Origin of the sequence: Flavobacterium sp. HJSW_4, assembly GCF_042436695.1 — a bacterium.
Taxonomy (GTDB): domain Bacteria; phylum Bacteroidota; class Bacteroidia; order Flavobacteriales; family Flavobacteriaceae; genus Flavobacterium.
In genome coordinates this window covers 230,126-242,883 of sequence record NZ_JBHNPP010000003.1, presented here as the reverse complement: position 1 = coordinate 242,883, position 12,758 = coordinate 230,126, and the positions used below count along the sequence as shown (strand labels likewise).

The 12,758-nt window shown below is 31.9% G+C and carries 10 protein-coding genes and 1 tRNA gene; 3 read left to right on the top strand and 8 right to left on the bottom strand.

What is annotated here, in order from left to right; genetic code table 11:
* Positions 1–3: 3 nt before the first annotated feature.
* Complete coding sequence (locus ACE01P_RS04410; protein WP_379694647.1) at positions 4–519, top strand: DinB family protein; 516 nt, start codon at positions 4–6, stop codon at positions 517–519.
* 138 nt (positions 520–657) lie between these two features.
* On the opposite strand, the gene recQ is transcribed toward ACE01P_RS04410, so the two are convergent.
* The 5 genes from recQ to aroB all read right to left on the bottom strand — a co-directional run bounded on the left by recQ (position 658) and on the right by aroB (position 7,186).
* Complete coding sequence (gene recQ / locus ACE01P_RS04405; RefSeq protein WP_379694644.1) at positions 658–2,772, bottom strand: DNA helicase RecQ; 2,115 nt, start codon at positions 2,770–2,772, stop codon at positions 658–660.
* 146 nt (positions 2,773–2,918) lie between these two features.
* The gene (locus ACE01P_RS04400; RefSeq protein ID WP_379694642.1) at positions 2,919–3,335 is read right to left on the bottom strand and encodes a DNA primase; all 417 of its coding nucleotides are present in this window, start codon (positions 3,333–3,335) and stop codon (positions 2,919–2,921) included.
* Positions 3,336–3,343: 8 nt separating this feature from the next.
* On the bottom strand, positions 3,344–4,312 hold the full coding sequence (locus ACE01P_RS04395) for a deoxyhypusine synthase family protein (RefSeq protein WP_095931202.1): 969 nt from the start codon (positions 4,310–4,312) through the stop codon (positions 3,344–3,346).
* A gap of 99 nt (positions 4,313–4,411) precedes the next feature.
* Complete coding sequence (locus ACE01P_RS04390; RefSeq protein ID WP_379694639.1) at positions 4,412–5,815, bottom strand: arginine decarboxylase; 1,404 nt, start codon at positions 5,813–5,815, stop codon at positions 4,412–4,414.
* Positions 5,816–6,118: 303 nt separating this feature from the next.
* Positions 6,119–7,186 carry a 3-dehydroquinate synthase gene (gene aroB, locus ACE01P_RS04385; RefSeq protein ID WP_379694637.1) on the bottom strand — a complete coding sequence of 356 codons (1,068 nt, stop codon included), beginning with the start codon at positions 7,184–7,186 and terminating at the stop codon, positions 6,119–6,121.
* Positions 7,187–7,433: 247 nt separating this feature from the next.
* Between aroB and ACE01P_RS04380 the strand changes: the two genes are divergently transcribed.
* On the top strand, positions 7,434–8,603 hold the full coding sequence (locus tag ACE01P_RS04380) for a proline dehydrogenase family protein (RefSeq protein ID WP_379694636.1): 1,170 nt from the start codon (positions 7,434–7,436) through the stop codon (positions 8,601–8,603).
* A gap of 85 nt (positions 8,604–8,688) precedes the next feature.
* On the opposite strand, the gene ACE01P_RS04375 is transcribed toward ACE01P_RS04380, so the two are convergent.
* Positions 8,689–10,479: an ABC transporter ATP-binding protein gene (locus ACE01P_RS04375; RefSeq protein WP_379694634.1), complete on the bottom strand. Its 1,791-nt coding sequence runs from the start codon at positions 10,477–10,479 to the stop codon at positions 8,689–8,691.
* A gap of 263 nt (positions 10,480–10,742) precedes the next feature.
* Between ACE01P_RS04375 and ACE01P_RS04370 the strand changes: the two genes are divergently transcribed.
* Positions 10,743–10,817 (top strand) — tRNA-Val (locus tag ACE01P_RS04370).
* Positions 10,818–10,878: 61 nt separating this feature from the next.
* Here the strand turns inward: ACE01P_RS04370 and ACE01P_RS04365 are convergent.
* Entirely contained in the window at positions 10,879–12,147 is a 1,269-nt protein-coding gene (locus tag ACE01P_RS04365; RefSeq protein ID WP_379694632.1) for a hypothetical protein, read from the bottom strand.
* A 37-nt stretch (positions 12,148–12,184) separates the two neighbouring features.
* A complete protein-coding gene (locus ACE01P_RS04360; RefSeq protein WP_379694629.1) occupies positions 12,185–12,706 on the bottom strand; it encodes a hypothetical protein in 522 nt (173 codons plus the stop codon).
* Between the last annotated feature and the right edge of the window lie 52 nt (positions 12,707–12,758).

Below are 12,758 nucleotides of genomic sequence, written 5' to 3'. Positions count from 1 at the left end.
AAAATGAGAGCAACAGAATTATTGGAAAATGAATATTCGGGTCATTTTGGTACTTATGTGAAAGCAGCAGGAGATGGAATTCTGATTGAAGAATTGGAAATTTCTCTTCACGAGTTTATTCGCTTTGTTCAAAATATTCCGATGGATAAATTTGATTATCGCTACGCGGAAGGGAAGTGGACAATCAAAGATATTATTCAGCATGTTATCGATACGGAACGAATTTTTTCTTATCGTGCTTTACGTTTTTCAAGAAACGATAAAACGCCTTTACCAAGTTTTGAAGAAAACGATTATGCAGATAATACAGATTCAAACAAAAGAAGTATTCAAGAATTACTTACTGAGTTTTCAGCTCTAAGACATTCAACTTTACTATTTTATAAAAGTTTATCTGAAGAACAGCTTAAGAGAATTGGAACTGCTTCTAATAATCCTATTTCTGTTCGAGCTTTAGGTTTTGTAATTATTGGACATGCCAAGCATCATCAAAAAGTTTTTGAAGAAAGATATTTGTAAAATATGCTTATATAAAAAAAGCTGTACTTAAAGGTACAGCTTTTTTGCTTTTATAAATGAGGCTTCGACTCTGCTCAGCCTGATAAAAAATAGTATTTATCAATTATCATATGTCTATCTAAGCGGAGTCGAAGCTTTTTATGCTTTTTGATTTTTTTTCTCAATGAATGCTAAACCAAACCTGATTTTATCGTAAGACATTTTTTCTTCGAAATGATCAAAATAAGGCTTTAAAGCATTAGGATTTTCTAATTCAATTTGCGCTTTTGCTATTTGCGAAATTTCTTCTTCAGAAACAAATTGACTTAAATCTAAATCATAACCATCAACATATAATTTTGCTAAATGAGAAATAATAGTTGTTTGGCTTAAATTTCGTTGTTCGGCAATTTCTGTTACAGAAATTCCGTTCTCAAATAACTCCAACGTTTTTTTATAAGTATTATCTTTTTTCTCTTTTTTGACAACCGATTTATTTCGATGAAATTCAATAATTGCATTTATAAAAGTATCGCCATATTTTTCTAGCTTAGCTTTTCCGACACCTTCAACAGCAAGGAAATCTTCATCAGACATTGGTCTTAAAACTTCCATTTGTCTTAATGAAGCATCACTAAATATGACATAAGCAGGAACTTCTTCTTCTTTAGCAATTTCGGAGCGTAATTTTCTAAGTGTTTCAAAAAGAGAATTTTTAACCACCTTTGGTTTTGCTTCCTTGATCTCACTTTTATCAATTACTTTTTTCACAACCGTTGTCAATTTTACTTTTTCTCCTTCAAACAAAACTTTTTTTGCGAATGGAGTAAGGAGGATTTTGTTGTGCTGATGAAAGGCAATTTCGCAATATCCTAAATTAATTAACTGAATAAGATATTGATTCCAATCGTACCAAGAAACGTCATCGCCAATTCCGTACGTTTTTAGCTCTTGATAATTTTTTTCATAGATATACGCGTTTCTCGAGCCTCTTAAAAAATCGACAATTACAGCAAGTGGTTCAGATTCTTTTAAACGTACAATTGCAGACAAAGCCTTTTGAGCGAGAATCGTCCCATCGAAAAAAGTTGGAGGATTTTTGCAAATATCGCAGTTTCCGCAATTCTCAATTACCAGTTCTCCAAAATAAGAAAGTAGAATTTTTCTGCGACAGCTTACAGCATCTGCATATTGTTTCATTCGATCTAATTTCGCAAGCTGAATATCAGAGTTCAATCCATCTGATGCGAATTTCTGCAATTGAATTACATCAGCGTAACTTTCAAACAAAACTGTTTCAGCTGGCAAACCATCTCGGCCGGCGCGTCCAATTTCTTGATAATATCCTTCTATATTTTTTGGAAGATTATAATGAATTACCCAGCGAACATTAGATTTGTCAATTCCCATTCCGAAAGCAATTGTTGCACAAACAACCTGACAATCATCATTGATAAATTGATCTTGAGTTTTTGCACGCGTTTCATTATCTAAACCCGCATGATATGCTTTAGCTTGAATTCCGTTTTTTTTCAGTTTTTCAGCAAGTTCTTCTGTCGTTTTACGACTCAAACAATAAATAATTCCAGATTCATTGGGTTTATTTTCAATAAAATCAATAATCTGTTTTACGCGATCTAGAGCAGGACGAACTTCTAAACTTAAATTTTTACGATCAAAAGAAGCAATAAATGTCTTCGGATTTTTTAAGTTTAATTGTTTGGATATATCTGTTCTCGTTGCTTTGTCGGCTGTAGCAGTCAATGCTAAGATTGGAGTAGAAGGGAAGCGGCTTTTCAAATAACCTAAATTTGTATAAGCTGGTCTAAAATCATGACCCCAAGATGAAATACAATGCGCTTCATCTATTGCTATCAAACTAATATTCAATTCATTAAAAGCCATATCTAAATAAGAAAGACTTTCAGGTGCGATGTAAACTAATTTGAAATGATTTGATTTTAAATTATCTATATAATATTGCTGTTCTTGTGAGGATTGTGAACTATTAATGTAACAAGCTGAAATTCCGTTAGTTTTTAAACTATCGACTTGATCTTTCATTAAAGCAATTAGTGGAGAAATTACAATCGTAATTCCTGGTAAAATTAGAGCCGGAAGTTGAAAACATATAGATTTTCCTCCACCAGTTGGCATAATTGCCAAAGCATCTTGACCAGATAATATAGTTGTAATAATGGTTTCTTGATTGGGTCTAAATTTTTCGAAACCAAAATTTTCTTTTAATGTTGCGTGTAAAATCTCTGAAGTCATAGGCTTGTATTTCTTAGTTTAAAGATTTAAATATAAAAATAATCTTACAAACTTTAAAATAAATAATTCATTTAGTTTAGTGGTGATCTCTCACAAAAAAAGGAACTCGAAAGAGTTCCTTTTTAATTTATTCAAAAGAAAATGAATTAATCTTCATCGTCTTCGTCTTCTTCGTCATAATCAGTATCTGCTTTGTCATCGTCATCATCCTCATCATCGTCACCGCCATCAGAATCAGGTTTGTCAAGATTATCATCATCTTCGTCATCGTCGTTGCTGATATCATCATCAAGATCCATACCTTTAACTGGTGCAATTGCATCTACATCAACATCTAAATCATCATCTTCATCGTAGTTTTCAATTCTGTCAGCAAGTTTAGTACTAATTTTTACCAAGTAAATTGTATCTTCAGTACGAACTTCTACAGCTTCAACCAATTCGTTTTTAGCATTTCTAAAACGGATTACATCCGAATCATCATAACCATCAGGAAATTTTTCAACCAAAAGGTTTAAAATTTCATTGGTAAGTTTGGCGTAGTCTACTATAACTCTTTTCATAAATTATTTTATAAATCTAATAAATATGCAAAAATTAACGGAGCAACAATCGTAGCATCCGATTCAATAATAAATTTAGGGGTTTTGATGTCTAATTTACCCCAAGTGATTTTTTCATTTGGAACTGCCCCAGAGTAAGAACCATAACTAGTTGTTGAATCTGAGATTTGACAGAAATAACTCCAAAATGGAACATCATGCATTTCCATATCTTGGTATAGCATTGGCACTACACAGATAGGGAAGTCACCCGCAATACCACCACCGATTTGGAAGAATCCAATTCCGTTTGAACTGTTTTTAGAATACCAATCCGCAAGGAAAGTCATGTATTCAATTCCAGATTTCATGGTAGATGCTTTCAATTCTCCTTTAATTACGTATGAAGCAAAGATATTACCCATTGTACTATCTTCCCATCCTGGAACGATAATTGGCAAGTTTTTCTCTGCAGCTGCATACATCCAGCTATCTTTTAGATCAATTTCATAATATTCTTCTAAAACGCCAGACAACAACATTTTATACATAAATTCGTGTGGGAAGTAACGCTCACCTTTATCGTCAGCATCTTTCCAAATTTTGTAAATATGTTTTTGTAAACGACGGAAAGCTTCATGCTCAGGGATACAAGTGTCTGTAACACGGTTTAATCCTCTTTCTAACAAAGCCCATTCGTCTTCTGGTGTTAAATCACGGTAGTTAGGAACTCTCTCATAGTGAGAATGAGCTACTAAATTCATGATATCTTCTTCTAAGTTTGCTCCAGTACATGAAATAATATGTACTTTGTCTTGTCTGATTACTTCAGCGAAAATTTTACCAATTTCTGCTGTACTCATTGCGCCAGCCATACTTACCAGCATTTTAGCACCATCAGCTAATTGCTGCTCGTATGCTTTTGCAGCATCTACTAATGAAGCAGAGTTAAAATGCAAGTAATGTTTTTCAATAAACTGACTGATTGGTCCTTTCATTTTTTTTGTTTTTTTTTTGAATTAAAAAGTTTAACCTTTTTGGATGTTAATGCAAATTAAGAATTTTAAATAACTTCTTTTACTTAACCTGCCGTTTTTTTATAACTTTTTTTTGTAGCCTAAAATCTTTAAAACATCGTCTGAAGTCTGTTGTTCTGAGAACACTTCTGTTGCCAGAATTCCGTTTTCGTCGCGATCAATTAAGATATGTTTTGGCTGTGGAATCAGACAGTGGTGCAAACCGCCGTATCCTCCAATTGTTTCTTGATAAGCACCAGTATTAAAGAATCCAATATATAAAGGTTTCTCTTTATTGTACTTAGGCAAGTAAATTGCATTCATGTTTTGCTCAGAGTTATAATAGTCGTCACTATCACAAGTCAGACCTCCCAACAGAACCCGTTCGTAAGTATCATTCCAGCGGTTGATAGCCAGCATAATAAAACGTTTATTTATAGCCCAAGTATCTGGCAAAGTGGTAATGAAAGATGAGTCGATCATATTCCATTTTTCTCTATCATTTTGTTGTTTTTGATACAAAATCTGATAGATTGCACCACCGCTTTCACCTACTGTAAATGAACCAAATTCCGTAAAAATATTTGGAACATCTACTTCAGCTTCATCACAAGCAATTTTAATCTGATTGATAATTTCATCAATCATATATTGGTAATCATATTCAAAGGCAAGTGAGTTTTTAATAGGGAAACCACCACCAATGTTCAAACCGTCTAGAGTAGGGCACTCTTTTTTAAGAGCAATGTAAACTTTAATACATTTTACAAGCTCGTTCCAGTAATATGACGTATCGTTAATTCCGGTATTGATAAAGAAGTGAAGCATTTTCAGCTCTAATTTATCATTCTCCTGAATTTGTTTTTTATAGAAAGAAACTATGTTTTTGTAACCAATACCTAATCTTGAAGTATAAAACTCAAATTTAGGCTCTTCTTCGGCAGCAATACGGATTCCAATTTTGAATTTTCCTTTAATTTCTGCTTGAAGCAAATCTAATTCTTCGTAGTTATCAATAATCGGAATAGTGTTTTTATGTCCGTTGTTGATTAATCTACCAATATTAGTAATGTATTCATCTCTTTTGAAACCGTTGCAAATTACATACGTACTTTTGTTGATTTTTCCATTTTCTAACAAATTCTCAACAATGTTCACGTCAAAAGCAGATGAAGTTTCGATGTGAATGTTATTCTTGAAAGCTTCATTCATAATATATTCAAAATGAGAGCTTTTCGTACAATAACAGTAGTAGTATTTTGCGTCGTATTTATTCTTTTCCATCGACTTTCTGAACCAAGCTTTTGCTTTATTGATGTTTTCAGAAATCTGAGGCAAGTAAGTAAACTTTAATGGCGTGCCATATTGCTCAACCAACTTCATTAGATCAATATTATGAAATTGTAAGTTGTCTTTGTTCAGTTTAAATTCCGCTTGTGGAAAGTAGTATGTTTGGTTTATTAGATCAGAATATTTTGTATTCATTTATTTATCAATGTTTAGAGATTGTAATTGTATTTAATTTTAGCTTTTTTGGGACGTAATCTTAAATTCAAACTCTAATATTGGCAAATATAATCGGAAGCTTTTCATGCTCCGCTTTTGTACATTGGAAAACATCAAAACAAAAAGGACTTTTACTATTATAAAAACGGTTCAACATTCTTAATAAAGAACTGTTGAGTCTGTTTCGGTAAGAGCTAAAATGCCTTTGCTGCTTGTTTGTTTTCATGGGGCAAATGTAAAAAATAATATATACCAAATGCAATGCTTTTGATTAAAAAAAGTTTAAGATTTATAATCCTCAAACGCTTCTAGAATCAATTTATTTTCAACGGATTGGTTAATTTTTATTTTTCCGATTCCTTCAATTAATGCAAATTGAATTAAACCGTATTCATTTTTTTTGTCGTGAATTAGCAATTCTAAGATCGGATCAATGTCTTTTTCTTCAAAAATTACATCGTCATAAATGTCTTTAATTACAGCTTTGATCTCTCTATATTCTTCTTGAGAAATTAATTCTTTTTGAAGTGAGATATAACTTTCCAAAATCATTCCGACAGCAATAGCTTCTCCATGAAGCAAAGTCGTCTTTTCTTCACTTTCTAAAAAGTAACCTTCAATTGCGTGTCCTAAAGTATGTCCGAAATTTAAAGCCTTACGAATGTTTTTCTCTGTTGGGTCTTGAATAACGATTTCATTTTTAATTTCAACAGAACGATAAATTAATTGATCCAATTCATCAAAAACAATTGACTTTAAATCTGAAAACTGTCTCCAATATGGCGCATCATATATTAAACCATGTTTTAGCATTTCAGCCAAACCAGAACGCATTTCGCTTTGCGGCAAAGTTTCTAAATATTGCGTGTCAATTAATACCATTTGAGGCACATTGATCACTCCAATCTGATTTTTAAGATTTCCTAAGTCAACCCCTGTTTTTCCTCCAACAGAAGCATCAACCATAGATAATAAAGTAGTAGGGATATTAATGAAATCTACTCCTCTTTTAAATGTAGAAGCAACAAAACCACCTAAGTCTGTTACAACGCCACCACCTAAATTAATAATAAGAGATTTTCTGTCGGCACCAAGTTCAGTCAAGATATTCCAGATCTCGATACAAGTTTCTATATTTTTGTTTGCTTCTCCAGCTTCAAATTCAATGATTTCGATTGCTAAATCAGTTTCTAAAAGTGGAATAAACCTAGACAAACAATATTCATTAGTCTGATCATCAACAATTATAAATATATTAGAATATTTACTTTCTCTTAAATGTTTATTTAAAGCTTCGTAAGCACTCTCATTAAAATGTACGAGATAATTATTGGCTTGAATAGATTGCATAGTTCTTTTAGTTAATTTAAAGCGCAAAATAAGGCATTTTTAGCTTAATAATATTCAAACTTTAAGGCTAATTTGTGTAAAATGCGGGTTTGCTTCTTTAAAATTAAGATAAAATTCTTTTATGTAGTAAACATTTACGTCATAAATTGATGCTTTTGACATTCTTATTAATAATATACAAAAATATGATGCCGTTTGATAAAGAATATTCAAAACACTCTCTATATTTGCATAAAAAATAAATTTAATGGAAAAGATATTCGACAACACTCAAGTTGCGTTTTCACTAAAAAGCGACACTGAGCTTGATAGAGCTTATTTCCTTTTCAAAATGATTGACAGCGAACCTCTTGTAAGAATTGGAACTGCTGTAACTAATTTTGCAATTAAAGCTCATTTACCAGTAGAAGGATTAATTCGTGCAACTGTTTTTGACCATTTTTGTGGTGGTGTAAACGAAAACGACTGTCTTACTGTTGTAGACAAAATGTTTACAAAAGGAGTATCGTCTGTTTTGGATTATTCTGTTGAAGGAAAAGAAGAAGAAGAGCAATTTGATGCTGCTTTAGAAATGACTTTAAGAACTATTGATTTTGCTAAAGAACGTTTGGCAATTCCGTTTGCAGTTTTCAAACCGACTGGTTTAGGCCGTTTCGAATTGTATGAGAAATTAGGAGAAAAACAAACTCTTGATCCAACAGAACAAGCAGAATGGGATAGAGTAGTGGCTCGTTTTGATAAAGTTTGTGGCGAAGCGCATAAAAAAGATGTTGCTTTATTAATTGATGGTGAGGAAAGCTGGATGCAGGATGCTGCTGATGAATTGGTTACCGATATGATGCGTAAATACAATAAAGAAAAAGCGATTGTATTTAACACGTTACAAATGTACCGTTGGGATCGTTTAGATTATTTGAAAAAACTTCATGAAGTTGCAAAAGCTGAAGGTTTCTACATCGGAATGAAATTGGTTCGTGGCGCTTACATGGAAAAAGAAAATAAAAGAGCGCAAGAAAAAGGTTATGTTTCTCCGATCTGCGTTTCTAAAGAAGCGACAGACGTTAACTATGATAGTGCTGTAGAATATATGTTGGAGCACATCGACAAAATGGCCATTTTTGCAGGAACTCACAATGAATTGAGTTCATACAAATTAATGGAAATGATGGCTCAAAAAGGAATCGCTAAAAACGATCCTAGAATTTGGTTCGGTCAATTATACGGAATGAGTGATAATATTAGCTATAACTTGGCAGAAAACGGCTATAACGATGCTAAATATTTACCATTCGGACCTGTAAAAGATGTTATGCCGTACTTAATTCGTCGTGCTGAAGAAAATACTTCAGTAGCAGGGCAAACAAGCCGCGAATTATCTATGATTAAAGCAGAACGTAAGAGAAGAAAAGGGAAATAATTTTTTAGTTTTCAGTTTTCTGTCTCAGTTTGCAGATAAAAAAAACTCCAATCGATAAGATTGGAGTTTTTTTTTGAATTTACATTTAAGAGTTGCTAAATTGTAAATTACTTAAGTTTTTATAAATTCCGTTTTCTAAGTTTATTAATTCTTGGTGCGTTCCTTCTTCAGAAATTTTTCCACTATCTAAAACCAAGATTTTATCTGCATTTCTAATTGTAGAAAGACGGTGCGCAATGATAATGCTTGTTCTTCCTTCCATTAAAACTTCCAACGCTTCTTGAACTAGTTTTTCGCTTTCACTGTCTAAAGACGATGTAGCTTCATCTAGAATCAAAATACTTGGATTTTTAAGCAATGCTCTTGCAATTGCGATACGCTGACGTTGGCCTCCAGAAAGCTTCACACCGCGTTCTCCAACTAAAGTTTCAAATCTCTCAGGGAATCCATCAATAAAATTGAAAGCATTGGCTTGTTTTGCAGCTGTAATAATTTCTTCTTCAGAAGCATTTGGATTTCCGTAAGCTATATTTTCTCTAATTGTTCCACCAAACAAAATTACATCTTGAGGAACGATACTCATATTTCCGCGAAGATCTTCTAAATCATAATCGTAAATATTTTTTCCGTCAACTAATATTTCTCCAAAAGTTATATCGTAGAAACGTAAAAGAAGAGAAGAAATCGTAGATTTTCCGGCACCACTTGGTCCAACGATCGCTATTTTCTGTCCAAATTCGGCATTGAAATTTACATCTTTTAAAACTTGAACTTCTTTTCTTGACGGATAACTAAAAGCAACATTATTGAAAGCTACATTTCCTTTTATCTTCTCAACTGCAGAAAGTCTTGGCTTAGCATTAATTTCCTCCGGAGTTTCTTCTAATAATTCGAAAACACGTTCTGTTGCACCAACCGCTTTTTGAATCTGCGCATACATTTCGGCAATACCACCAAAAGAAGCGCCAATAAAAGTCGTATACAATACAAAAGAGATTAAATCTCCAACACCTTCAACTTCGCCTTTGATCGTTAAAGTGATTCCGTACCAAACTACAGCAACAACGCATCCAAAAAGGCAGAGAATAATGAATGAAGCAAAATACCCCCTGTATTGACCGCCTTTGATGGCAATTTTTACAATTTCTCTAATCTTGTTTTTATAACGCTGAATTTCATACCATTCGTTAGCAAAAGCTTTTACATTACTAATTCCTTGCAACGTTTCTTCAACAATAACTTGACTTTCGGCAACTTTATCTTGTGTTTTCTTTCCGTATTTACGAATAAATCTTCCAAAAATTACAGCAGCAACCGCCACAATAGGAACAATTGCCAACATCATTAAGGTTAATTTTGGACTAATATTTCCTAAGATTATAAAACCTCCAATAATTAGAATAAACTGACGTAAAAATTCAGCGATTGTGGTACTGAAAGTATCTTGCAATTGCGAAATATCAGCACTAATTCTGCTGTTAAGTTCTCCAACACGTTTCTGAGAATAAAACGACATTGGTAATTTTATAAGATTCTCATATAAAGCAAAACGAATGTTTGAAAGTGAGTTTTCTGTAAAATTGACAAATAACGAAATTCTAAAAAAAGAAAAAATGGCTTGAAGAATTAAGATCGCCATTAATCCCATTGCGATTTCGTTTGCTCTAGAAAGATCTTTGTTGGTAACACAATCTACCAACATTCCCATTAATTTAGGAAAGGCTAGGGCAGTGGCACTTGTTAAAAATAAGAAAATCAAACCTAAGAAGAATTTCCATTTGTGGTTTTTAGCGTATTTAAAAATTCTGAGTGCTTTTTGAAGGGAGTTAGAGGTTAATTTAGCTTTCGGTAAATCATTTTCTTGAAATCTTGCCATTTGAATATACAATTAAGGTGCGCAAAGGTATGACTATAGCAAATGAATACAAAAAGAATATTCTGAATTAGCTTTGGAGGATTCAATTTTTAACTAAAATTTAGAAATTACAGATTTTTTCACTTTTTTAATTCCTTGAAAAATAGATTTCTAAATATTTTATTGAAATTATTTTTCACATTTTTCCAAAAAAGGCTTGGAAATATAAAATCTAGCTGTATATTTGCACTCGCAATCACAAACGATAGCAACCTAGTAAAATAGGGCGATTAGCTCAGCTGGTTCAGAGCACCTCGTTTACACCGAGGGGGTCGGGGGTTCGAACCCCTCATCGCCCACAGAATTACAAAACTCCAAAGTCTTAAGATTTTGGAGTTTTTTGCTTTAAATCACCGAAGCTTATTCAATAGGTTGAGCCCAATCTGAATTTCTAATTAGTAATAGCCCTTGAACATAATCGCTGGTTGAGCAGTTTTTGTTTTCGATTCCCATTCCTGAAACGATACTCATTAAACCGAAACTTTTAATCAATCTATTTGACTCTCTGTATGGAGAGTTTTCTTGATTCAAATCAAAAAAGGTATTAGTATTGCTATTGGTTAATTCTTTTAACTCGGCTATGCCGCTATGATAAAGAAGAAAAGGATTATCGCAGGTTATACCTAATTTTGTGTGTTCTTTTCCGCTTTTTAAAAAGAAAGGCAAATATTTAGAAGGTGCAGACATGTTACAATCTAAATATCTAGAGATTATTGTATAGGTTTTGTTTCCAAAGTATTTATCTTCCTTTAATAGAACGCCAAAATCTTTCTTTTTACCTAATTGTTTTTGTAAAACATGAGCTTCTCCAAAATAGCCGTAAATTTTTTCATTTTCAAGATTATATCTTTCGCATAAAGCCTTAAAATTAGAATACAGAATATCTTCTCTAGAAATTGAATTAAATTCCATTAAGTTTTTTTGAATAAACAAAAGATCTTTAATAACATCATTATTTTCATTATTTTCATTTTTTGCATCTAAAATCATTTTGGGCAATTTTTCTTTCGCCCAATTAATAAATAATGAATCTTGTATGGGAAAATTATCAGAAAAATTTATTTTCTTCAATAAAATTTTCAAATGCTTTTGAGTTAGTTTTAAATTCTGAATCTTATCAATTCCGTAAACTTGTATTTTTAAGTTTGGTAAATTAGACTGATTTAGCTTATAAATTTCAATCCATTTTTCCCTATAATCTTTGTTGTTGTGACCGTGATAAATTATCCACGTATTTAAAACATAATCTAACAACTCTTCATTTCCGGTATTCAAATATTGGTTGAGAAAATACGCCTGACTAAAATCAATTTCAGCTAAATGAGATCGCATACCTACTTTAAGATTCAAATATTTAATAAGATCGGCATCGATTTTAATAGTCTCTTTTACACCATGAAATTCTCCAAGCAAAAAAAGATTATTTTGTAGCAAATAAGGATCTAAATTTTTAAAAGATAAGTTTTGATTTTGATTAACAGATTCAAAAAGTTGTTTATTTTTCTTCCAATATTGTAAAGTTTCCTCTCCGGAATATGCATCATAATTTTTCAAAGAAAAGCTATAGACAAGACATAAAACTAAAATGCTTACTAAAAATTTAATTCCTTTTTTTATAACTTTTTTCAATACTATCAATTTAAATAATTACCAAATACAAAAGACTTTACAATTTTATCTGTTTTGAAAAGAAATCCTCGATTACCACTTTATATTTTGGTAAAGCATAATTTATTATCTCTTCTCTCATTTTATTATATCTTTCAATATCATTCTTCAATATTTCCTCATCATCATACATTTTTGGATACTTCACTTTTGCCATTTGAGTAATTTTAGAAATATCATTTAGTTTTAAATAAATGATTTCAGAAAGCCTAAAGTTATTCGTTTCAAGACATTCTTCAAATTCTTTTAGATCTCCAATTCCTGCTGCAAAAACATTTGTTTTTCCTTCAGAAATCATTGAAATACAAAATGGGTACCACAATTCTGCTGGGATCAATTCTCCGTTTTCTATACAGCTATTAATTTTATTTGCTATTGTATTTTCACTTTTCAAGAAATCATTTTTAATTCGATTTCCCGAAATAATATTTAATTCTTTTTCAGAATATAAGATTTCTTCAACCGAGGGATATGCAACTTCAGATATATTGAAACGAAAAATTATTTTTATCTCAGTCATTTAGAATTAATTGTTTTCAACTTAGCAAAAAATAGGATTTAAAACGTCCATT

What these genes read in the sequence shown, in the direction of transcription:
- aroB (WP_379694637.1), bottom strand. Translation starts at nt 7,186, where the DNA reads ATGCAATCTATTCAAGCCAATAATTATCTCGTACATTTTAATGAGAGT.
- ACE01P_RS04380 (WP_379694636.1), top strand. Translation starts at nt 7,434, where the DNA reads ATGGAAAAGATATTCGACAACACTCAAGTTGCGTTTTCACTAAAAAGC.
- ACE01P_RS04400 (WP_379694642.1), bottom strand. Translation starts at nt 3,335, where the DNA reads ATGAAAAGAGTTATAGTAGACTACGCCAAACTTACCAATGAAATTTTA.
- ACE01P_RS04375 (WP_379694634.1), bottom strand. Translation starts at nt 10,479, where the DNA reads ATGGCAAGATTTCAAGAAAATGATTTACCGAAAGCTAAATTAACCTCT.
- ACE01P_RS04410 (WP_379694647.1), top strand. Translation starts at nt 4, where the DNA reads ATGAGAGCAACAGAATTATTGGAAAATGAATATTCGGGTCATTTTGGT.
- ACE01P_RS04390 (WP_379694639.1), bottom strand. Translation starts at nt 5,815, where the DNA reads ATGAATACAAAATATTCTGATCTAATAAACCAAACATACTACTTTCCA.
- ACE01P_RS04360 (WP_379694629.1), bottom strand. Translation starts at nt 12,706, where the DNA reads ATGACTGAGATAAAAATAATTTTTCGTTTCAATATATCTGAAGTTGCA.
- recQ (WP_379694644.1), bottom strand. Translation starts at nt 2,772, where the DNA reads ATGACTTCAGAGATTTTACACGCAACATTAAAAGAAAATTTTGGTTTC.
- ACE01P_RS04395 (WP_095931202.1), bottom strand. Translation starts at nt 4,312, where the DNA reads ATGAAAGGACCAATCAGTCAGTTTATTGAAAAACATTACTTGCATTTT.